The organism is Prochlorococcus sp. MIT 0604, from assembly GCF_000757845.1.
GTDB lineage: Bacteria > Cyanobacteriota > Cyanobacteriia > PCC-6307 > Cyanobiaceae > Prochlorococcus_A.
This window is the reverse complement of record NZ_CP007753.1, coordinates 1,485,812-1,506,863: the sequence shown is the minus strand read 5'-3', so window position 1 is coordinate 1,506,863 and position 21,052 is coordinate 1,485,812. Positions and strand designations below refer to the sequence as shown.

23 protein-coding genes are annotated in these 21,052 nt (G+C 32.2%); 14 read left to right on the top strand and 9 right to left on the bottom strand.

Features of this window, described 5'->3' with window-relative positions; all coding sequences use genetic code 11:
- Positions 1 to 133 precede the first annotated feature (133 nt).
- A complete protein-coding gene (locus EW14_RS08350) occupies positions 134 to 2,860 on the top strand; it encodes an RNA helicase (RefSeq protein ID WP_042851008.1) in 2,727 nt (908 codons plus the stop codon).
- A gap of 10 nt (positions 2,861 to 2,870) precedes the next feature.
- On the opposite strand, the gene EW14_RS08345 is transcribed toward EW14_RS08350, so the two are convergent.
- Both EW14_RS08345 and purB read right to left on the bottom strand, forming a co-directional pair.
- On the bottom strand, positions 2,871 to 4,256 hold the full coding sequence (locus tag EW14_RS08345; protein WP_042851007.1) for a class II fumarate hydratase: 1,386 nt from the start codon (positions 4,254 to 4,256) through the stop codon (positions 2,871 to 2,873).
- A gap of 48 nt (positions 4,257 to 4,304) precedes the next feature.
- On the bottom strand, positions 4,305 to 5,600 hold the full coding sequence (gene purB, locus EW14_RS08340) for an adenylosuccinate lyase (RefSeq protein ID WP_042851006.1): 1,296 nt from the start codon (positions 5,598 to 5,600) through the stop codon (positions 4,305 to 4,307).
- Positions 5,601 to 5,890: 290 nt separating this feature from the next.
- On the opposite strand from purB, the gene EW14_RS08335 reads away from it, so the two are divergent.
- A complete protein-coding gene (locus EW14_RS08335) occupies positions 5,891 to 6,703 on the top strand; it encodes a TlyA family RNA methyltransferase (RefSeq protein ID WP_042851005.1) in 813 nt (270 codons plus the stop codon).
- Position 6,704: 1 nt separating this feature from the next.
- Here EW14_RS08335 and EW14_RS08330 read toward each other — a convergent pair whose 3' ends face one another.
- The gene (locus EW14_RS08330) at positions 6,705 to 7,043 is read right to left on the bottom strand and encodes a P-II family nitrogen regulator (protein ID WP_011377098.1); all 339 of its coding nucleotides are present in this window, start codon (positions 7,041 to 7,043) and stop codon (positions 6,705 to 6,707) included.
- Between the two features lie 24 nt (positions 7,044 to 7,067).
- Positions 7,068 to 7,313: a hypothetical protein gene (locus tag EW14_RS08325; protein WP_025923532.1), complete on the bottom strand. Its 246-nt coding sequence runs from the start codon at positions 7,311 to 7,313 to the stop codon at positions 7,068 to 7,070.
- 187 nt (positions 7,314 to 7,500) lie between these two features.
- Here EW14_RS08325 and queF point away from each other — a divergent pair, with 187 nt between their 5' ends.
- Positions 7,501 to 7,911 (top strand): preQ(1) synthase, encoded by a 411-nt coding sequence (gene queF, locus EW14_RS08320; RefSeq protein WP_025889331.1) that lies wholly within the window; start codon positions 7,501 to 7,503, stop codon positions 7,909 to 7,911.
- Here the strand turns inward: queF and EW14_RS08315 are convergent.
- From EW14_RS08315 to EW14_RS08305, 3 genes are all read right to left on the bottom strand, one after another.
- Positions 7,908 to 9,194 (bottom strand): cytochrome c biogenesis protein ResB, encoded by a 1,287-nt coding sequence (locus EW14_RS08315; protein ID WP_042851002.1) that lies wholly within the window; start codon positions 9,192 to 9,194, stop codon positions 7,908 to 7,910. The two genes, queF and EW14_RS08315, sit on opposite strands and share 4 nt — an antisense overlap.
- Positions 9,195 to 9,851, bottom strand: coding sequence for a cytochrome c biogenesis protein CcdA (locus EW14_RS08310; RefSeq protein ID WP_042851001.1), 657 nt, complete (start codon positions 9,849 to 9,851; stop codon positions 9,195 to 9,197).
- A gap of 82 nt (positions 9,852 to 9,933) precedes the next feature.
- Entirely contained in the window at positions 9,934 to 11,169 is a 1,236-nt protein-coding gene (locus EW14_RS08305) for an FtsW/RodA/SpoVE family cell cycle protein (RefSeq protein ID WP_042850999.1), read from the bottom strand.
- Positions 11,170 to 11,435: 266 nt separating this feature from the next.
- On the opposite strand from EW14_RS08305, the gene EW14_RS08300 reads away from it, so the two are divergent.
- The 11 genes from EW14_RS08300 to EW14_RS08250 all read left to right on the top strand — a co-directional run bounded on the left by EW14_RS08300 (position 11,436) and on the right by EW14_RS08250 (position 18,783).
- Positions 11,436 to 11,912, top strand: a complete 477-nt coding sequence (locus tag EW14_RS08300; RefSeq protein WP_042850998.1) for an ATP synthase — start codon at positions 11,436 to 11,438, stop codon at positions 11,910 to 11,912.
- A 24-nt stretch (positions 11,913 to 11,936) separates the two neighbouring features.
- Positions 11,937 to 12,662, top strand: coding sequence for a F0F1 ATP synthase subunit A (atpB, locus tag EW14_RS08295; RefSeq protein WP_011863567.1), 726 nt, complete (start codon positions 11,937 to 11,939; stop codon positions 12,660 to 12,662).
- 164 nt (positions 12,663 to 12,826) lie between these two features.
- Positions 12,827 to 13,072 (top strand): ATP synthase F0 subunit C, encoded by a 246-nt coding sequence (gene atpE, locus EW14_RS08290; protein ID WP_002805169.1) that lies wholly within the window; start codon positions 12,827 to 12,829, stop codon positions 13,070 to 13,072.
- A gap of 68 nt (positions 13,073 to 13,140) precedes the next feature.
- Positions 13,141 to 13,602: a F0F1 ATP synthase subunit B' gene (locus tag EW14_RS08285; protein WP_042850997.1), complete on the top strand. Its 462-nt coding sequence runs from the start codon at positions 13,141 to 13,143 to the stop codon at positions 13,600 to 13,602.
- Positions 13,599 to 14,111: a F0F1 ATP synthase subunit B gene (locus EW14_RS08280; protein ID WP_042850996.1), complete on the top strand. Its 513-nt coding sequence runs from the start codon at positions 13,599 to 13,601 to the stop codon at positions 14,109 to 14,111. Before EW14_RS08285 ends, EW14_RS08280 begins: the two co-directional genes overlap by 4 nt.
- Positions 14,111 to 14,653, top strand: coding sequence for an ATP synthase F1 subunit delta (gene atpH, locus EW14_RS08275; RefSeq protein ID WP_025930851.1), 543 nt, complete (start codon positions 14,111 to 14,113; stop codon positions 14,651 to 14,653). The genes EW14_RS08280 and atpH overlap by 1 nt, the downstream gene beginning before the upstream one ends.
- 30 nt (positions 14,654 to 14,683) lie before the next feature.
- The gene (gene atpA / locus EW14_RS08270) at positions 14,684 to 16,201 is read left to right on the top strand and encodes a F0F1 ATP synthase subunit alpha (protein WP_011863563.1); all 1,518 of its coding nucleotides are present in this window, start codon (positions 14,684 to 14,686) and stop codon (positions 16,199 to 16,201) included.
- An 18-nt stretch (positions 16,202 to 16,219) separates the two neighbouring features.
- Positions 16,220 to 17,167: a F0F1 ATP synthase subunit gamma gene (locus tag EW14_RS08265; protein ID WP_042850995.1), complete on the top strand. Its 948-nt coding sequence runs from the start codon at positions 16,220 to 16,222 to the stop codon at positions 17,165 to 17,167.
- A 16-nt stretch (positions 17,168 to 17,183) separates the two neighbouring features.
- Positions 17,184 to 17,510: a 2Fe-2S iron-sulfur cluster-binding protein gene (locus EW14_RS08260; protein ID WP_042850994.1), complete on the top strand. Its 327-nt coding sequence runs from the start codon at positions 17,184 to 17,186 to the stop codon at positions 17,508 to 17,510.
- Entirely contained in the window at positions 17,507 to 17,698 is a 192-nt protein-coding gene (locus EW14_RS08255) for a hypothetical protein (protein ID WP_042850993.1), read from the top strand. Before EW14_RS08260 ends, EW14_RS08255 begins: the two co-directional genes overlap by 4 nt.
- A gap of 26 nt (positions 17,699 to 17,724) precedes the next feature.
- Positions 17,725 to 18,783 (top strand): DUF3326 domain-containing protein, encoded by a 1,059-nt coding sequence (locus EW14_RS08250; protein WP_042850991.1) that lies wholly within the window; start codon positions 17,725 to 17,727, stop codon positions 18,781 to 18,783.
- Here the strand turns inward: EW14_RS08250 and EW14_RS08245 are convergent.
- Together EW14_RS08245 and EW14_RS08240 are read right to left on the bottom strand one after the other, a co-directional pair.
- Positions 18,780 to 20,477, bottom strand: a complete 1,698-nt coding sequence (locus EW14_RS08245; RefSeq protein ID WP_042850989.1) for an NAD+ synthase — start codon at positions 20,475 to 20,477, stop codon at positions 18,780 to 18,782. The two genes, EW14_RS08250 and EW14_RS08245, sit on opposite strands and share 4 nt — an antisense overlap.
- The gene (locus EW14_RS08240; protein ID WP_042850988.1) at positions 20,474 to 21,052 is read right to left on the bottom strand and encodes a nicotinate-nucleotide adenylyltransferase; all 579 of its coding nucleotides are present in this window, start codon (positions 21,050 to 21,052) and stop codon (positions 20,474 to 20,476) included. The genes EW14_RS08245 and EW14_RS08240 overlap by 4 nt, the downstream gene beginning before the upstream one ends.

Genomic DNA, 21,052 nt, shown 5'->3' with positions numbered 1-21,052 from the left:
AAAATAAAATAAAGTGGATTTAATTAAAAAGATCTAGATTTACTATTAAAGTTTGCAAGGTATTTTTTGTTTATTAATATCTATATAGATCATATATTAAGAAGTTAACTCATCCTCTCTTCAATCACAATTATTGCTTAATTTAGAGGAATATTTCCCCTTTCCCCTAGATGATTTCCAATTAGAAGCAATACGAGCTATTAATAGCGGAAATTCTGTTGTTTTAACGGCACCAACAGGTTCGGGAAAAACATTGATAGGGGAATTTGCTATATATAGAGGCTTGTCTCATGACAGCAGAGTTTTTTATACAACCCCTTTAAAGGCCCTGTCAAACCAAAAGTTTAGAGATTTTGCTAATCAATATGGAGAGAATAAAGTTGGTCTTTTAACTGGAGATATAAGCATAAATAGAGAAGCACCAATCTTAGTTATGACGACTGAGATTTTTAGGAATATGCTTTATGGCGAATTTGATGAATTTGATGATCCCTTAGAAAATTTAGAATCTGTGATTCTTGATGAATGTCATTATATGAATGATCCCCAAAGAGGCACAGTTTGGGAAGAAACTATTATCCATTGCCCTAGTAGAACTCAAATAATAGCTTTATCAGCAACAATAGCCAATTCAGATCAATTACAAAATTGGATAGAAAAAGTTCATGGCCCCACAGTACTAATTAATAGTGATAAGAGACCAGTCCCACTTGATTTTATTTTTTGTAGTGTTAAAGGCCTCCATCCACTTTTAAATAATAAGGGTAATGGAATTCATCCAAACTGTAAGATTTGGAGAGCTCCTAAAGGGCAGAAAATAAGAGGAAAGGTGGGTAGGATAATGCAACCAAAGTCTCCCTCAATTGGCTTTGTGGTCTCGAAACTAGCTGAACGAAATATGTTGCCAGCTATTTATTTTATTTTTAGTAGAAGAGGATGTGACAAGGCAATTGAGAATATAAAAGATTTAACTTTAGTAAGTTATTCCGAAGCAAGTATGATATCCCAAAAATTAGACGTTTATCTTAAAAATAATCAAGAAGCAATTAAAGATAAATCTCAATGCGAGGCATTAAAACGCGGTATTGCATCTCATCATGCTGGATTATTGCCTGCATGGAAAGAATTGGTTGAGGAATTATTTCAGCAAGGTTTAATAAAAGTTGTTTTTGCAACTGAAACTCTTGCTGCAGGAATAAATATGCCCGCAAGAACAACTGTTATTTCTTCTTTATCAAAAAGGACAGAAGATGGGCATAGATTATTATTTAGCAGTGAATTTTTGCAAATGTCAGGAAGAGCTGGAAGAAGAGGAAAAGATACCCAGGGATATGTTGTTACATTACAAACAAGATTCGAAGGGGCCAAAGAAGCAAGTGCACTGGCTATTAGCAAACCAAATAATTTAGAAAGCCAATTCACTCCCAGCTATGGTATGGTACTGAATCTTTTACAAAGTTATACTTTAGAGAAGTCTAAAGAATTAATTAAAAGAAGTTTTGGTAGTTTTTTATATTTAGGTGAATCATCAGGCGAGAATATAATTCTTGAAAATTTAGATAAGGATTTAATTGAATTAAAAAAAATTACATCTAACGTTTCATGGAAAGATTTTGATGCATACGAAAAGTTAAGAAATCGTCTCAAAGAAGAGAGAAGACTCTTGAAAATTTTAGAAAAACAATCAGCAGAAAAATTATCAGAAGAGATAACTAATGCACTCCCATATATCAAAGATGGAAGCTTAATTTCAATCAAGGCTCCTCAAATGAAAAGAAAAATTGTTCCAGGATTAATTTGCAAGAAAATATATGAATCCCAAAAAATTAAGAGTTTATTGTGTTTGACAATTGATAATTTATTTATTCTTATAAAACCCTCATACATAGTAAGTATTTTTAATGATTTGGATGCAATTGATGTCTTAGGACTCGAAGTGCCAGAGATGTATTTTTCTGGAGAGGTATTTAGGGGAGATGATAAGTCGCAGTGTTATGCGGATCAAATTTTTGAAGTTTCTAAAAAAAATGATTTACAAACTCCACAATATGATTTGACAACGGAAGTTTTGGCACAACAGCAACAAATTAATAATTTAGAAGAAACAGTTACTGATCATCCTGCACACAGATTTGGAGACTCTAAGAAATTAAAGAAATATAGAAAAAGAATTATTGATATTGAACAAGAAATAAATATTAGAAAAAAACTTCTTGAGGATAAAGAAAATCATAACTGGAGAACTTTTACCGATTTGATACAAATTTTGAATCATTTTGGTTGTTTAAATGATTTGGAATTGACAGAAGTTGGACAAACAGTGGGTGCAATAAGAAGTGAAAATGAATTATGGATTGGTCTTGTTTTAGTTAGTGGTTATTTAGACGATTTAGATCCTCCTGAGTTAGCTGCAATTATTCAAGCTATATGTGTTGATGTAAGGAGGCCTAATCTTTGGTGTAATTTCAAGCCTTCTTTAAAGGTAATAGATGTTTTTAATGAATTGGATGGTTTAAGAAAATTAGTCTCATTTCAACAAAATGAGTTTCATATTGAAATTCCTATCTATTTAGAAACAGAGTTGACTGGAATTATTTCTGAATGGGCAAGAGGAAAAAAATGGAAAGATTTGGTTTTTAATACTTCATTAGACGAAGGTGATGTAGTGAGGATTATTAGAAGATCAATTGATGTCCTTTCTCAAGTGCAATACTGTAATGGTGTTAGTAATAAATTAAAAAGCAAAGCAAAGCTAGCATTAAAAGCTATTAATCGTTTTCCTGTTTCTGAATCTAATGATCTTATAAAAGTCTCTGAAGATATTAATCCTGCAACAAAAAGAATTGACAATAATTCTTAAATTTTTTTAATCAAATCATTGAATTGATATTCATTGCTTCATCAAATTCATCTTCGTTTAAATAACCTAATTTAAGTGTTGCCTCTTTTAAATTTAATGATTCTTTGAAGGCAAGGTTTGCAATTTTAGCTGCTTTTTCATAACCAACTTTTGGCACTATGGCTGTAACCAACATTAGTGAATTTTCTAAATTTAACTTCATTTTCTTTTGATTAGGTTCCATCCCATCAACTAAATTAATTCTGAAGTTTTCTATTACATTTTTAAGTAATTTTAAACTTGTGAGAATATTAAATCCAATAAGAGGCTTATATTCATTCATCTGTAAAGTGCCGCTAGAATTTGCCATTGAGACTGCATATTCAAGACCCATTATCTGAGTGCAAACCATTGATAAGGCTTCGCATTGAGTTGGATTCACTTTACCCGGCATGATAGAACTTCCAGGTTCATTTTGAGGAATAATTAGTTCATATATTCCTGATCTTGGACCAGAAGATAGAATTTTTATATCATTTGAAATTTTAAATAATGCACCTGCTAATATTTTTATCTGACTCATTACTTGAGCTAGACGATCATGAGAGGCCATGATAGAAAAATTATTTTTCGATTTATAGAACATTAGATTTGTATCATCGGAAATTGATTTTATAGACTCTTCACAAAATCCTTTTGGACAATTAATCCCTGTTCCAACTGCAGTTCCTCCCAAAGGTAAAAAATACAATTCATTCAGACTTATAATAATTGCATTCTCAGCATCTTTAAGTTGCTCTGACCATCCTGATATTTCTTGCCCAAAAGTAAGGGGCACTGCATCTTGAAAATGGGTTCTTCCTATCTTTATGAGGTCTTTCCATTGTTCACTTTTTTTATCAAGGCTCTTAGTAAGTTCTCGTATCGTTGGAACTAAATTTTTGATTATTTCATTAACAACTGATATTTGAATAGCAGCAGGAAAAGTATCATTAGTTGACTGAGATTTATTTACATCATCATTAGGATGAATTGGTTGATGACTACCAAGCTCTGAATTTGTTTTTAATGCTGCAATATTTGAAATTACCTCATTTACATTCATATTTGTTTGCGTGCCACTTCCTGTTTGCCAAACCTTTAAGGGAAATTGTGAATCATGAAGCCCATCAAGTATTTCTGTACATGCCTCTACAATTAAATCTTTTTTTCTTTTATCCATTAAACCTAAATTAAAATTAGCGATTGAAGCAGCTTTTTTTATGAGGGTGAGTGAATAAATTAATTCGATTGGAATTAATTCTTCTCCAATAGAAAAATTTTTTATCGATCTTTGTGTTTGAGCGCCCCACAAAGCTTCAATGGGAACCTCTATTGTTCCCATACTATCTTTTTCAATCCTAAAGTTTTTTGTCATTATTGCTCTGAAAACACTGGTTTAACTTAGATAAGGTTTTCAGTAATCCTATATACCTAACTTCTCCCATATTACACTTAAATTATTGAGATGAATTGAAGGATTAAAACATTCTTCTAAGTCACTTTGATCAATTAAATCTATTATTTCATTATCTCTCTCTATATTTTGTTTGAAATTCCCATTTTCGGTATTCCAAGCATGATGCGCATTTTTTTGTACTAAGCTATAAGCTTTTTCTCTAGACAACCCTTTCTCTACAAGCAAAAGTAAAACTTTCTGACTAAAGATTACACCACCATATATATTTAAATTTTTGAGCATATTTTTTGGATAAACTTGCAAATTGCTTACTATATCTTTCATTTCCCTGAGCATAAAATGCAAACAGATTGATACGTCAGGTAACATGATACGTTCATTTGAACTATGGCTTATATCTCTTTCGTGCCAAAGTGGAACATTTTCCAGTGCTGTTACGACGTAACTCCTCAAAATTCTTGCTAAACCGCTTACTCTTTCACTTCGAATAGGATTTCTTTTATGAGGCATGGCAGAACTTCCTTTTTGCCCTTTTGTAAAGCCCTCCTCAACTTCTAAAACATCAGTTCTTTGTAAATTTCTTATTTCAGTCGCGAATCTATCTAGAGAAGCGCCAACTAGTGCAATAGTTTGAACATATTCTGCATGCCTGTCTCTCGATATGACCTGCGTACTTGCTGTATCTGGCTTTAAGCCGAGTAAATCACAAGTTATTTGTTCTACTTTGGGATTCGTATTAGCGTAAGTTCCCATTGCACCACTTATTTGTCCAATAGCTACAGATTCTTTCAGTGTTAACAATCTTTTTTTGTTCCTTATTATTTCTGCTAACCATCCAGCAAGTTTAAAACCGAAGGAAATTGGCTCCCCATGAATTGCATGAGATCTGCCAATCATTAAGGTATTTTTATGCTTCCTTGCTAATAATCTGACTTCATTTTCTAGGTTCTCAATTTCTTCTAATAACAATTTGCAAGAATCTTTTAACTGAAGAGATAAGCCAGTATCAAGTACATCACTACTGGTCATACCAACATGTATATATCTTCCAGAATCTCCTACAAATTCATTAACGCTTGTAAGAAATGCTATGACATCATGTTTAACTTCTTTCTCAATTTCTGTAATTCTAGATTCATCAAACTTTGCATTTGAACGTATCTCTTTCATGGCATTCTCAGGAATTTTTCCCAGGGAAAAATTTGCTTCACATGCAGCTATTTCAACTTTAAGCCAACTCTGGAATTTTGCGCTATCAGTCCAGATTTTCCCCATTTCGGGTAATGTGTAACGCTCGATCACAATTTTTATTAATTATCAATTTAAACTTTATAACTAAAATCGAATTATTGCTCTATACCTTATAGATGTACTTGCCATTGAAGATATTTGCCTGGCTATTATTTTCTTATGTAACATTTTTCTGGCTAATTAAGAAAGCTTAAATATAAAAATGTTTGCATTTATTCCTTTATTCCTTTCGTTAATAATGGGTAATTTTTTAGTTCTTATTTAAAATTGGAAGGTATTAAAGAATTTGGATCTTAATCTTGTAGAAGTTCATTATTCAGTCTTTTTTTATTGATTAATAGATGATTAAAAAAAGTAGATTAGACCTTTATCTTCTTAAAAGTGGTTTATGTGAAACTCGTCAAAAAGCCCAAGGGTTAATTCTTGCGGGCAAGGTTAGAGATATCAATGGAAAAGTATGGGATAAACCTGGACAACAAGTATTATTTGGATCTGAGTTTTTTATTGATTCCGCGCCTATGTTTGTATCAAGGGGCGGCGAAAAATTGTTGGAGGCATTTAAAAAACTTGAAATTAAAGTAAAAGACAAAATATGTATTGACGCAGGAATCTCTACTGGGGGATTTACTGATTGCTTATTGCAACAAGGTGCAAAGTTAGTTTATGGGATAGATGTTGGTTATGGACAAACTGCGTGGAAGATTAGAAATAACCCAAAAGTTATACTTTTTGAACGAACTAATATTAGAAATTTAAAACCTAATGATCTTTTATCTAGAAGTAATGAATTACCAAATTTTGTTGTTGCTGATTTGTCTTTTATTTCATTAAAGTTAGTTTTTAAATCTATTGGTAATTTATTACAAGGTGATTGTATTGAGGGAATTTTTTTAATTAAACCCCAATTTGAGGTAGGTAAAGATAAAGTCAGTAAAGGAGGTGTTGTTCGCAATCCTAAATTCCATACTGAGGCTATAGAGTCTGTTATCTATGCTGCTAAGAATTTCCAATGGAATATAAAGAATTTGATAGCTTCTCCGCTGGTAGGTCCTGCTGGGAATCATGAATATCTAGCTTGGATGACCTTAGGAAGTCAATCAAATAAGAGTATTAATAGTGAATATATACAAAATTTAGTAAAAGAAACTCTTTGAATTAAAGAGCTTCTTCGTCTTTGTCGCCAGTTCTAATTCTTACAACTGAATCAATTGATGTGATGAATATTTTTCCGTCACCTATCTCTCCAGTTTTTGCTGCTTCAGCAATCGCATCTATGACTGAATTAACCTTTTCATCTTCTACGACAACTTCTACTTTAAGTTTTTGAAGGAATTCAACAGTAAATTCGGAACCTCTATATCTTTCAACTTGTCCTTTTTGCCTCCCAAAACCTCTAACTTCACTAACTGTCATTCCAACAATGCCGGAATTTACTAATGCAATTTTTACATCCTCCAGCTTAAATGGACGTATTATTGCTTCAATTTTCTTCATGATTAAAGATTGAACATTCCTATTTTAATTGTTTTTTGGAAAAACATCCAGCATTGAAATATCAGACAAACATTCAACATTAAGGCCTGCATTCTTGGCGTCTTCAATTAATAGTTGGGAATTTTCTTCAGAAATTATTACTGTACTATTTGACAACGCTTCCCACTGATCATTCTCAAAGTGTGTTTGAAGCCATAACATTCCAATTGCAGTTTTTGGTTGAAGTGATTTATTTAAGTTGTTATCGATAGTTATCAAACAAATGTCCATTAATTTTTATTGAACTACACACATATAAACCTTTCGGCGGACATAATGAATGTTACAGTTGATACAAAAATAAGATTTAACATCATTTGACTTAGTCAATTGTAATACTTAAATTTGTTGATACTTTTGCGAATTTTTTTCTTTATATATAGTTTTTATATAGGTTTAGTAAAAAGTTCTACTAAAAATGAGTACAGCTAAATTAGAGGATTCGACTCAAAGACCGCTATATGGTGAAAGAATTATTGAAGAATCAAAAATAATTTGTTTCGATAATCCAAATAAGAAAAGAATTTATGAAATTTCTATTCAGTTACCTGAATTTACATGTAAGTGCCCATTTTCTGGTTATCCAGACTTTGCAAAGCTAAATATTATTTATCAACCTAATTTGAAAGTCTATGAGTTGAAGTCTTTAAAGCTTTATATTAATAATTTTAGGGATATAAAAATATCACATGAGGAAGTTGTGAATAGAATTATGGATGATTTAGTGAATGAAGGTTCACCTCACTGGATACATTTAAATGCTGCATTTAACCCCAGAGGGAATGTTTCTATGCAGTTAGATATTTTTAGTGGGCAGAAAAGAAATTAAAAATTTTTTATTTCGTCTGATAATTTAAAAAATTCTTTTTTAAAACCAACTAGATTTTTATTACTAAGGCCTCCAATAGATAACTTTTGTGATTCTTTGTTTACCAGAATCCATAATTGGTTAGTTGGTATAAGACTGATTATTGTTCCAAAAATTATTAAGATAAAAGAAAAGTAAATAAATGGTATAGACGGATCATTTTTAATTATTAATCCACTGATGGGGATTATTTTTTTCAGAGATACTTTTGAAGAGTTAACTTCTAAAGGATCGTCATTGATATAGAGATTATTCTCGGAAAAATTTTCTATATTCGAAATTTTAAGTGGACCATTTTCATTATCTATTGTTAAAAGGAAATTTTTCTTAGTCTCCGATCCTAATTCAACTAAAACTCCCCAAACTTGATTACCAATTTCTGGAATCTCCTTTAATTGTAATTGATAAAGGATATTATCTATTTCTAAAACAACATTTGATATTGCCCAATCTGCTTGATAAATAGTTAATCCTTTAAACCTGATTGGGTGATTAACTTTGGTTATTTTTATTTCATTTAAATTTAGATCTTCAGAAGAAAAATTTAATTTTGAAATAAACTGTTTGGGCACACCATCACTTTCACGCTCTATAGAAAAATCGACTAACTTTACATTAGCTTTTGAGTTTGTGCTCTCATTAACAAGATCTAAAGTTTCTCCAGGCAGTAAATATTGTTCTTTTGATTGACTTGTAAAACTTCCATATGCTGAACCTATAAGTAAGACTATTAATCCGATATGTACAACTAAAGGACCGATTTTTCCAATTAACCCTTTTCTTGCAGAAATATGACTATTAAATTTGTATGTTTTCCATCCTTTTTTTTTAAGTAATAAATCTACTTTTGATATATGTTCTCCATCTTGATTTATTGGATGACTTGTAGTTAGTTGCAGTTTGCTAAATTTTTTTTCGCTCTTATATTCAACCCATTTTAATGAAGCTTTTAATGAAGGAATTTGCCTCCTGAAACTACAAGCTGCCAGAGAAATGCAAAGAAGAATTAATGCAAATAAAAACCAAAAGCTTGTATATATATGATCCAATTGAAGTTTTAAGACTTTTTCTCCATCTAAAAGTCCAAAAATGGGAGCTCTATCGAAATTATCGATATAGAATTTATCATTACTACCTTGAGGTATAAAGGTACCTATTCCACTGGCAAAAGCAATGAAGATTATCAGCGATATAGCGAATCTTAAACTTGATATTTTTAAAATTAGATTCTTAAAAATAATCATTTAGATCCAATTTGAAAATAAATTTAATAACCCTAGGGAAATTAAAAATATCCCACTTAAAGTCGGAATTATTTGACTAAATTTTCTGAGAGCTAAAAATTGCTTTAAGTTTTCTGCAGTAGCTCCTGCAATGATTAATGGGGTTACTTGGCCTATCCCAAAGAAAAATAAAAAAATAATAGATATTATCGGGTTTTTAGCTTGCGATACCCAAGCCAAAAGAGTTGCTAAAACTGGAGTAATGCAAGGTGAAGAAGCTAGTCCAAAAGTAGTCCCTATGGCAAAAGGCGCTATAAATGTTGGTATTTTATCTTCAATTATTTTTATATCAGGTCCATTCGGAAATTGAAACTTTAGAATTCCTAATAAATTTAAACCCATTATTATTGCTATTAGGGCAACAAATGAAGTGTAATAAGATGGAATTTGCCCATATATTTTACCTAAGAATCCACTCGCAGCCCCTAGTGCAACAAGCGAAAAAACTACACCTCCTGAAAAACTAATAAGTTTAAATTTATTTTTCTCTGTTCCGCCTATATAAGCAATTGTTACTGGAAGTAATGATAATGAACATGGCCCAAGACTTGTTAGAAGTCCTGCGCTGAAAACCAAAAATATAGTAAATGGACCAGGACTATTAAGACCATTCTGCATAAGCAGATTACCCTTTTGAGATAATTCTGAAATAACTAAATTAAATGATTCGATAGCTTGAATTTAATCCTTTAAATTCTAACTAATTAAGAGTCTTTCGTGTACTAATCATACCAATGAATCCTGTTGACTCTAATGAACATCTAACTAACATCCCTGCAATAAAAAAAGACGCTATTAATGAATTGCCACCATAACTAATGAAAGGTAGTGGTAACCCCGTAGTAGGCATTGAACCTGTTGCTACAGCAATATGCATTATTGATTGACCTGTCAACAACACACCACATCCGATAGCAACTAATTTTGTATAGTTGTTCCTGCACTTAAGACTAATTCTTAGGCTTATATAAGAGAATACTGCTAAAAATCCTAAGAATAAAGTACATCCTAATAAACCAAATTCTTCCGCAAAAATGGCAAAAATAAAATCTGTATACATGAACGGCAGATACTGTAATTTTTGTATCGACAGTCCAAAACCTTGGCCAAATAGACCACCTGAACCTATAGCTAATAAACTTTGAACCAATTGAAATCCATTTTCTTGTTGATCTTTCCAAGGATTTATAAATGAAGTAACTCTCAGTTTTTGATATTCGTTATTAAGGATGCTGATACATCCAGTAATTAATCCTACTGAAGCAAATGAGCAAAGAGAGCTAAGTTTTACTCCTCCACATAAACCCATTACCCAAAGAAGAATTCCAGTTAATGATGCAGTACTTAAGTTAGGCTGTTTAAGTATTAATAAAATTAATAAACCAAAGGTTATAATTGAAATTAATTTTTTATCACTCTTTATTAGATTCCAGTGTGCGAAAAGATTAGAAGCTTCTAGAATTAGAAAAGGTTTAATTAATTCAGATGGCTGGAGAAGTAAATTGCCAAGCACTAGCCATCTTGAAGATCCATTAACTGTAATTCCAGTAAGATTGGTAAGGAAAATCAAAAAGAATAAAATATAAAAAATAATTCTTGAAAACTTTAAAAGATTTCTAATGTTTGTATTAAGTACGAAATAAAATAAACCAATTCCAGGAATTGTCCAAATAATTTGTTTTTTTAAGAAGTAAGCCCAATTTCCCATTTCTCTACTAGCCACCCACCAACTTGATGATCCTAGTATGCATATTCCAAAGATTGACCAAATTCCAATTATGACAATGAGAATTTTTGCTTCATGAGGCCAAATCGCCCAAGGTAAGGGAAATATAGACTCTTTTAAATTGCTGAAATTTTTTTTGTAATAATAACTAAAGGTTTTTTTTCTTTTAGAAATTCTTTTATATTTTATTTTTTCTTGACTTATCTCCAATTTTTTAGATGTATATTTACTATTGAGACGTTTAATTGAGATTTTGCCAAGTCTTTTATTAACGTTTTAAAGTGTTAACGGTATTAAAAAGATGACTTTTCATAAAATTTTGTTTTTGAAGAATAAAGTAAAAAATGGCCTACAGATTCATCATAAATCTTAAGAATTAATTTTTTATAAAAAAAAACTAGCTAAAAGGCACCTCTTCATGATAGATTCCGTGAGTTTATATACTTACTTAAACCATTCAGAGGGGTTTCTAAACTATGTTCACATCAGTGGACTCAAATAGAAAAAAACTTGAGCATCCTTCTAATAAGAATGTTCAATTTCCTCAATCCCTGAATAATTCGATCATCAAAGAAAGTAAATCTGGCATTGCCAATCAAATAGCTCATTTGCTTTCCCAAAATGATGAATACACAAAATTGCAATTAACAATTTTTGGAATTACTTTTATTGTTTCTATTTTATTAGCATCAATAACTGGAATTTTTCTTGGCTTTAATTTTGGTTTTAGTATTTTTATAGGTGCAATTGCCGGCATTTTTTACCTACGTTTGCTTGCCAAAAGTATAGGGAAACTTGGTAAAGAATCATCAGGTGTATCAAAATTGCAACTTTTGGTTCCAGTTTGCCTCTTTATTTTTGCTAGCAAGCTAGGATCTTTGGATATTTTTCCTGCGATGATAGGTTTTTTCATTTATAAGCCTTCACTCATTCTCTATTTTTCACGTTCTTAAGTAAATTTTTTTTATTCAAAACAAATGTTTTTTAATTCCTTGCTAACAAATTTTGCAGCATTAGAAGTTGGTCAACATCTTTATTGGCAAATTGGAAATATCAGACTACATGGGCAGGTATTTTTAACATCTTGGATTTTATTAGGAGCTTTATTAGTTTTTATTTCTTTAGGAACTAAAAAAATGGAAAATGATCCTAAAGGCCTTCAAAACCTGCTTGAGTTCCTCTGGGATTACATAAGAGATCTTGCTAGGACGCAAATAGGTGAAAAAGTTTATAGAGATTGGATGCCATTTATTGGTACTTTATTTTTATTCGTCTTTGTTAGTAATTGGGGAGGAGCTTTAATTCCTTGGAGATTGATTAAGTTACCAAGTGGAGAATTAGGAGCACCTACTGCAGATATTAATACAACTATAGCCTTGGCTTTATTGGTTTCACTTTCTTATTTCTATGCAGGTTTAAGCAATAAGGGTTGGAGATACTTCGAATATTATGTTCACCCAACTCCGATTATGCTTCCTTTCAAAATTCTAGAGGACTTTACGAAACCTTTATCACTCTCTTTTAGGCTATTTGGAAATATTTTGGCTGATGAACTTGTTGTTGGTGTTCTAGTCTTTTTAGTTCCACTAATTCTCCCAATACCTGTTATGTTCCTAGGATTATTTACAAGTGCAATTCAGGCATTGATTTTTGCAACACTAGCGGCCTACTACATTGGAGAAGCTGTTGAAGAACACCATTAGCTGTCTTCCAATACATTCAGACGCTTTTACAAAGGGTCTGTAATCTGGCAAAATATCTAATCGCGTAGGTCTGAAAATATCAGACCCATTCTTAAAACAAAGGATGTCCAAGCGTGTATGACAACAAAGATTATCACAAGTATTAAGCTCTTTATTTCAAAATTATGGATTCGATTACTTCCGCTGCATCAGTTGTAGCTGCTGGTTTAGCAGTTGGTCTAGGTGCTATTGGCCCAGGTCTTGGACAAGGTAACGCAGCTCAAGGTGCTGTTGAGGGTATTGCCCGTCAGCCAGAAGCTGAAGGTAAAATTAGAGGAACTCTTCTTTTATCTTTCGCTTTCATGGAGTCATTAACAATTTACGGATTAGTTGTGGCTTTGGTACTACTTTTTGCGAATCCTTTTTCCTAAAAGTTAATATTGCTTTTAATCCTTATTAGCAATATTTAAATTTAATTTTTTAACTTCAACTAAAACATATGTTGGCCTTTAATTTTTTTGGTGCTACAGAAGGTGGATTATTCGATATAAATGCCACTTTGCCACTAATGGCGATACAAGTAGTTGCACTTACTTACATATTAAATTCTCTCTTTTTTAAGCCTGTTGGCAATGTTGTAGAAAAAAGAGAAAAGTTTGTAAGTAATAATATTATTGAGGCCAAAAATAAACTTTCTGAGGTTAAAAAATTAGAAGCTGATTTATTAACTCAGCTTCAAAGTGCTCGTACAGAAGCCCAAAGAATTGTGAGCGAAGCTGAAAATGAGTCTGACAAGCTCTATAAAGAAGCACTAGAACTTGCTAACAATGAAGCAAATGCTTCAAAAGAAAAGGCAAGACTAGAAATTGAAAGTCAGACGTCTGTTGCTCGTGATCAACTTTCTAAACAGGCTGATGATCTAAGCGAACTTATTGTTAATAGATTGATTCTAGAAAAATGAATTTAACTCTCTTAGCTACAGAAGGTTTTGGATTGAACTTCAATTTATTCGAAACTAATATCCTTAATTGGGCTGTAGTAGTTTTCGGTCTTTATAAATTTTTGCCTGGTTTCCTAGGTAAAATGCTTCAAAAAAGGAGAGAGGGAATCCTTCTTGAATTAAAAGATGCTGAAGATCGACTACTAAATGCAACTCAAGCTTTAGAAAAAGCGAAGAAAGATTTATCTTTAGCAGAAGAAAAAGCTTCTCAAATAAAAGCAGATTCCCTTAAAAGATCTGAATCAATCAGAATGGAAAGTGAGAAAAAAGCTATAGAGGAGATGGCACGAATTAAACAAAGTGCAATCTCTGATGAGAGCTCTGAAGCATCCAGAGCAATTTCTCAACTTCGAAAAGAAGCTGTTGAACTGGCAATTAAGAAAGCTTTAGATTCTCTACCAAATCGACTTGATAAAACAACACAAGAAAATTTGGTAACTCAATCAATTAACAATATTGAGGTTAACTAATGCCACTTTTAAATTCAGTTACTACACCATACGCAGAGGCATTACTTCAAGTTGTGAATGAAAATTCGCAAACTGAAGAGATGGTTTCTGAGGTTAAACAACTCTTGGAATTAATAAATGATTCCCCTGAATTGGAGAAGGCACTATCCTCTCCCATTTTAGAGACAGATGCTAAGAAGAAAATCATTATTGAAATTTTTTCAAATAAGGTTAATTCTTCTTTATTGAATTTCTTAAAATTATTGGCCGATAGGCAAAGAATTGGAATCCTTACTTCAATTCTTGATAGATTTTTAGAGATTTACCGAGAAAATAGTAATATTGCATTAGCAACTGTTACTTCTGCAGTCGAGCTTACTGATGAACAGAAAGGTTTAATTACCAAAAAGATCATCAATATTGCTGGAACAGAAAAATTAGAACTTGTAACTAAAATCGACCCATCTCTTATTGGTGGTTTCGTCGCCAGTGTAGGATCAAAAGTTATTGATGCTTCTCTTGCTTCACAAATAAGAAAACTTGGCTTATCTCTTTCCAAGTAACTTTTAAATCAACCTTAAATTCTTAAATCCATGGTATCTATACGCCCTGATGAAATCAGTTCAATCTTAAAACAACAAATAACTGATTATGACCAATCTGTAAGTGTTAGCAATGTAGGAACTGTTCTGCAAATCGGTGATGGCATTGCAAGAATATATGGCTTAGATCAGGTCATGGCAGGTGAGTTATTGGAATTTGAGGATGGTACCGAAGGTATAGCTTTAAATCTGGAAGATGATAATGTTGGAGCCGTTTTAATGGGGGAGGCGCTTGGTGTTCAAGAAGGAAGTAACGTTAAATCCACAGGTAAAATTGCATCTGTTCCTGTTGGTGAAGCAATGCAGGGGAGAGTTGTTAACCCTCTCGGACAACCTATAGATGGGAAAGGAGAAATTCCAACAAGTGATACTAGATTGATTGAAGAAATGGCTCCTGGAATAATCAAGAGAAGATCAGTGCATGAACCAATGCAAACAGGTATCACATCTATAGATGCAATGATTCCTGTTGGAAGAGGTCAAAGAGAATTAATTATTGGTGATAGACAAACTGGAAAATCTGCGATTGCTATCGACACAATAATCAACCAAAAAGGTCAAGACGTAGTTTGTGTTTACGTAGCTATTGGTCAGAAGTCAGCATCAGTAGCAAATATCGTAGAGGTCTTAAGAGAAAGAGGAGCCCTAGATTATACAGTCGTAGTTAGTGCAGGAGCTTCAGAACCAGCTGCTTTACAGTACTTAGCACCTTATACCGGCGCAGCAATTGCTGAACATTTTATGTATCAGGGTAAAGCAACACTCGTTATTTATGATGATCTAACAAAACAAGCTCAAGCCTACCGACAAATGTCTCTTCTTTTAAAAAGACCACCAGGAAGAGAGGCTTATCCAGGAGATGTGTTCTACTTACACAGTAGATTACTAGAAAGAGCAGCAAAACTTTCTGATGCCATGGGAGGGGGTTCTATGACAGCCCTTCCAATTATTGAAACTCAGGCAGGGGACGTTTCGGCTTACATTCCAACTAATGTTATTTCAATTACAGATGGACAAATATTCTTGAGTGCAGATTTATTTAACTCAGGATTAAGACCAGCTATTAATGTTGGTATTTCTGTTAGCCGTGTTGGAGGAGCCGCTCAGACAAAAGCAATTAAAAAAATTGCAGGAACATTAAAATTAGAACTCGCACAGTTTGATGAACTAGCTGCATTTTCCCAATTTGCATCTGATCTTGATGAAGCAACTCAGCAACAACTTGAAAGAGGCAAAAGACTAAGAGAATTATTAAAGCAACCTCAATTCTCTCCACTAAACCTTGCAGAACAAGTTGCAGTTGTTTATGCAGGAGTTAAAGGTCTTATTGATGAGGTTCCTGTTGAAGATGTTACTAAATTCGCAACTGAACTAAGGGAATACCTAAAGTTAAATAAAGCAGAATTTATAGAAGAGATTCTTAAAGAAAAGAAATTAAATGATGGATTAGAAGCGACACTAAAAGAGGTGATAAATGAAGTTAAATCATCAATGCTTGCAACAGTTTAAATTTATTTAGGAGATATCATGGCAAATCTTAAAGAGATTAGAGATCGAATCGTTTCCGTTAAAAATACAAGAAAGATAACGGAGGCCATGAGACTTGTTGCAGCTGCAAAAGTTAGGAGAGCTCAAGATCAAGTTCTTAAGAGCAGACCTTTTGCAGATAAACTTGCAAGGGTCTTAGAAAATATTCAATCTAGAGTACAATTTGAGGCTGTCGACTCTCCTCTATTATCTAAAAGAGAAGTAAAGAGCATTACTTTAGTTTGTATAACTGCAGATAGAGGTTTATGCGGTGGTTACAATACAAATATAATAAAAAAGGTAGAAATAAGATACGCAGAATTAGTCAAACAAGGGTATCAGCCAAATTTAATTTTGGTAGGGAAGAAAGCTATTGGATATTTTCAAAATAGAAAGGATAGATATGTAATTAAAAGTACTTTCAAAGAACTAGAACAGGTACCCACAGTTAAGGACTCTGAAGGAGTTACAAATGAGATTTTAGCTGAATTTCTTTCAGAAAATTCTGATAGGGTCGAAATTATTTACACGAAATTCATCACTCTAGTTAGCTGCGCTCCTGTCGTTCAAACACTATTGCCACTCGACCCTCAAGGAATTGCTGAGGAAAATGATGAAATTTTTAGGTTGACTACAAAAAATAGTAAGTTACTTGTTGAAAAAACAAATATAAAAAGTGATTCAGAGAAGTTGCCATCAGATATTGTTTTCGAACAAAGTCCTGATCAACTATTAGATTCTTTATTACCATTATATTTACAGAATCAGGTATTAAGGGCTCTTCAAGAGTCGGCAGCTTCAGAACTCGCTTGCAGGATGACTGCTATGAATAATGCGAGTGATAATGCTAAAGAATTAGCAAGTACTTTGAATCTAACCTATAACAAAGCTAGACAAGCAGCTATTACTCAAGAAATATTAGAAGTTGTAGGAGGTTCAGCAGTTTAGCAGTAAGATTTAGGATATGCCTGAATACAATATCAAAGTTCAATTTGAGCAAAAGACTTTTAGTTTTTTATGTTCTGAAGACCAAGATATTATTTCAGCGGCAAAAATGAATGGAATAGATTTACCTAGTAGTTGTTGTTCAGGAGTTTGTACAGATTGTGCATCCATGATATTGGAAGGATCTGTAGATCAACATGATGCTATGGGATTAAATGATGATTTGAGGGAAAGGGGCTTTGCACTTTTGTGTGTGGCATATCCCAAGTCAGATTTGAATATTGTTATTGGTAAAGAAGTCGAAGATGATTTATATAATGATCAATTTGGTAAATATCAAAAATGAAATTAAGTTCAATTGATTATTGCTTAGATTGGCCAGTTTCAATAAAATTAAAAAATTTAAGGGAATTTATCATTACAAATTTAGAAAAAAAAGGTGATTTAATTCGATGGTCAATTGTTGATATTCAAAGTTCTATTGACTCTTTTGGAACAAAAAAACTTAGAATTAAAGCTGTCTTAGCTAATTAAAAAATATAAATTGAAATTTTTTAATAATGGAAAATTCACCAACAATATTCATTGTTCCAACTGGTATTGGTTGTGAAGTAGGAGGCTTTGCTGGGGATGCACTTCCTACCGCTAAATTATTAGCATCGGCAAGTGGATGTTTAATTACTCATCCAAATGTTATGAATGGCGGCACTCTCTCTGAAAAAGATAAAAATATTTTTTATGTTGAGGGTTATAGTTTAGACCGGCTTGCTAAAGGAGAAATCGCTTTAAAAAGGGTAAAGCAACAGAAAATTGGGATAATTTTTGATTCAGCCATTGAAAAAGAAATTTTAGTAAGACATTTACAAGTTGCTGATGCATGTGTTTCTACTTTAGGGATTAATGTTCATTCTTATGTGATCACAAATAAGCCATTAAACATAGTTCTAGATTCTGATTCTTCAAAAATCAGTGGCGGCATAATTGAAAATCCTGATACTCTAATTGATGCTGGAAAATATTTAATAGAAAAAGGAGTTACGGCAATAGCAATTGTGGCAAAATTTCCAAATGATTCAGATTCTTTAGAAACGAATATCTATCGAGAGGGGAAAGGGGTTGATCCTATCTCTGGAGTCGAAGCAGTTATAAGTCATTTAATAAGCAAATTTTTAAAAGTTCCCTGTGCTCACGCACCTGCTTTAAATCCAATTGAATTGAATGAAAATTTAGATCCTCGTGCAGCTGCAGAAGAAATAGGATACACCTTTTTACCATCAGTACTGATTGGGTTAAGCAATGCACCTGACATTGTTGAATTGCCTGCTAAAAATGAATCAATCTCACTTCACCCTGATCATATTGAATCTATCGTTGTTCCTAATGGGGCACTAGGTGGAGAAGCAGTACTAGCAGGGATTGAAAAAGGTTTAAATATTATCTCTGTAAAAAATCAAAATATATTAAAAGTGACAAATGAATTTTATGATTATCCCAATCTTTTTGAAGTGGATAATTATTTAGAAGCTGCAGGTATAATTCTTGCTATCAAAAGAGGGATCAACCTTGATTCAGTTAAACGGCCTTTAAAAAAAATCCAACAGAGTTCTTATAGTGATTAATAAGATATTGCTATGGGAACTCTCCAGTCACTTCCTAATGATTGACTGCTTAGTTTTAAGATTGGAGGAGCCTGCTTTCTTTTAAATTCCGCTTTTTTTATGAGTGAGATAATTTTTAAAATTAAATCTTTTTTATAACCATCTTCTTCTAATTGTGGTAAATCTTTTTTCTCTTCAATAATTCCTTTAAGAATATTATCTAAAATAGAATAAGGTGGGAGAGAATCGGTATCTAATTGATCAGGACCTAACTCGGCACTTGGAGCTTTCTTACGTATATTTTCTCCAATTAAATCTACGCTAGTATCAAACATATACGATTTTCTATGATTAATTGAATCTTCACTATCAAGCCAATTGCATAATTTAAAAACATTAGTTTTATATAAATCCCCAATTACCGATAATCCCCCATTCATATCACCATAAAGTGTGCAATATCCTACTGCCAGCTCTGATTTATTTCCTGTTGAAAGTAATAAATGCTTTTCTTGATTTGCTAGAGCCATCAGAAGCGTTCCTCTGATTCTTGATTGAATATTTTGATTTGTTATTTCAGCCATCTTGAAAGATATGGTATTTATAAAAGATTCTTCAAAAGAGCTCATCAAATTTTCAATTGGGATGCTGTGGTAATTGATCTTTAATCTTCTTGCTAAATCTTTCGCATCACCCTTTGAATGAGATGAGCTCCACTTAGAGGGCATTGAGACGCAATAAATATTATTATTGCCAAGAGCAGCTGCCGCAATTGCTGAAACTAGTGCTGAATCAATGCCGCCACTTAGTCCAATTAAAGCTGTTTTAAAACCGCATTTTTGAGCATAATCCCTAACACCAAGGACTAATGCATCAAAAATTGATGCCATCTCAGACTTTTCAAATTTATTTTTTTGAGGTTTTGTTTGCTCAATGTCCCAAATGGAGAGGTCTTCTGAAAAAGATTTTAATTGTTTTATTTTAGATCCATTCTTATCAAGAATAAAACTATTTCCATCAAAAATTAAATTATCATTTGCTCCAATCTGGTTTACATATATCAGCGGTACTTGAAGATATTGAGCAGCAAAACTGGAAACTTTGGATCTTAGCTCTAACTTTTTGAAGGTATATGGGGAGGCCGATAAGTTCACTAAAATATCAACTTTTTCTTTCTTTAAATCAAAAATAGGATTCTTTTTATGAATTCCTCTACCTTCTATGTTTTTGTTGACCCATAAATCCTCACATATAGTAAAGCCAAGTCGCCAAGTTTTATTATTAATTTCTTTTGTAAATACAGAAACTTTTTCTTCTGATCTAAAGTATCTTTTCTCGTCAAATACTTCATAGGTGGGAAGAATAATTTTACGAGCAATTATTTTCCACTCACCGCTTTCAATCAATGCAATAGAATTATAAAGATTTGGGAAAAAAGAATCATTTATTATCTCAGCTATCCCTACTGTTATGCTCAAATTTCCATATTTTTTATTAATATCTATGGCTAATTGGTCAAGAATTTGATATTGATTTTTGATTAAATTTTTTTTTAGAAGTAGGTCTTTTGCTGGATATCCCCATAGTGATAATTCTGGAGTAAGAACTAAATCAGCAGAAGTTGAGCTTGCTTTCGAAGCAGTAGAAAGTATTTTTTTTGCATTACCCTTTAAATCACCTACAACTGGATTAATTTGAGCAAGTAAAAACTTCATTCAACTAATTTAGTGGATTCATATAAGTTATTCTTTTTAACAACATCTATTAATGAAGTTGGTAAATTAGAATAATTAAAGTTTGACCTGAGCTTAGAACTTGAAATGTTTGGGATTTTTATCGGTGAAATCTTAAATTTCACTTTATAAGTTTCTAACATCTTAAGAGTATTTAATTCAACTGGATATCCCTCTCTTAAAATTACTAAAAAATTTACCTCATCAGTAATTTTATCAAAATTTTTCCAATAGAAAATATCTTTAATTAAATCGCTCCCAATAACAAAATCTAAATTATTTAATTCATAAATTTTTTTACATTTTTTAATAGACTCTACTGCCCATTGGCTAGTAACACTCTGATTAAATAATATTTTTGGATTATCTAAATCTTCAATGAGAGTTTTTAATAATTGGCTACGGATTGAGATACTCTCTTTATGCTTTTTGTTAGGGTTGTTGCTTACATAACAAATGGTAAAAGCATAAATTTTGGATAATTCATCTAGTATTTTCTCATGTCCTACGGTAGGTGGATCTGCACTGGTACCAAATAATGCAATGTTTTTTTCCAT

Bases quoted from the DNA above. Each gene is read 5' to 3' on its own strand.
- queF (WP_025889331.1), top strand. From the start codon at position 7,501: ATGAGTACAGCTAAATTAGAGGATTCGACTCAAAGACCGCTATATGGT.
- EW14_RS08255 (WP_042850993.1), top strand. From the start codon at position 17,507: ATGAAATTAAGTTCAATTGATTATTGCTTAGATTGGCCAGTTTCAATA.
- EW14_RS08245 (WP_042850989.1), bottom strand. From the start codon at position 20,477: ATGAAGTTTTTACTTGCTCAAATTAATCCAGTTGTAGGTGATTTAAAG.
- atpA (WP_011863563.1), top strand. From the start codon at position 14,684: ATGGTATCTATACGCCCTGATGAAATCAGTTCAATCTTAAAACAACAA.
- EW14_RS08250 (WP_042850991.1), top strand. From the start codon at position 17,725: ATGGAAAATTCACCAACAATATTCATTGTTCCAACTGGTATTGGTTGT.
- EW14_RS08285 (WP_042850997.1), top strand. From the start codon at position 13,141: ATGTTGGCCTTTAATTTTTTTGGTGCTACAGAAGGTGGATTATTCGAT.
- EW14_RS08300 (WP_042850998.1), top strand. From the start codon at position 11,436: ATGTTCACATCAGTGGACTCAAATAGAAAAAAACTTGAGCATCCTTCT.
- atpH (WP_025930851.1), top strand. From the start codon at position 14,111: ATGCCACTTTTAAATTCAGTTACTACACCATACGCAGAGGCATTACTT.
- EW14_RS08265 (WP_042850995.1), top strand. From the start codon at position 16,220: ATGGCAAATCTTAAAGAGATTAGAGATCGAATCGTTTCCGTTAAAAAT.
- atpE (WP_002805169.1), top strand. From the start codon at position 12,827: ATGGATTCGATTACTTCCGCTGCATCAGTTGTAGCTGCTGGTTTAGCA.
- EW14_RS08240 (WP_042850988.1), bottom strand. From the start codon at position 21,052: ATGGAAAAAAACATTGCATTATTTGGTACCAGTGCAGATCCACCTACC.
- EW14_RS08335 (WP_042851005.1), top strand. From the start codon at position 5,891: ATGATTAAAAAAAGTAGATTAGACCTTTATCTTCTTAAAAGTGGTTTA.
- atpB (WP_011863567.1), top strand. From the start codon at position 11,937: ATGTTTTTTAATTCCTTGCTAACAAATTTTGCAGCATTAGAAGTTGGT.
- EW14_RS08260 (WP_042850994.1), top strand. From the start codon at position 17,184: ATGCCTGAATACAATATCAAAGTTCAATTTGAGCAAAAGACTTTTAGT.
- EW14_RS08345 (WP_042851007.1), bottom strand. From the start codon at position 4,256: ATGACAAAAAACTTTAGGATTGAAAAAGATAGTATGGGAACAATAGAG.
- EW14_RS08325 (WP_025923532.1), bottom strand. From the start codon at position 7,313: ATGGACATTTGTTTGATAACTATCGATAACAACTTAAATAAATCACTT.
- EW14_RS08330 (WP_011377098.1), bottom strand. From the start codon at position 7,043: ATGAAGAAAATTGAAGCAATAATACGTCCATTTAAGCTGGAGGATGTA.
- EW14_RS08310 (WP_042851001.1), bottom strand. From the start codon at position 9,851: ATGCAGAATGGTCTTAATAGTCCTGGTCCATTTACTATATTTTTGGTT.
- EW14_RS08280 (WP_042850996.1), top strand. From the start codon at position 13,599: ATGAATTTAACTCTCTTAGCTACAGAAGGTTTTGGATTGAACTTCAAT.
- EW14_RS08315 (WP_042851002.1), bottom strand. From the start codon at position 9,194: ATGATTATTTTTAAGAATCTAATTTTAAAAATATCAAGTTTAAGATTC.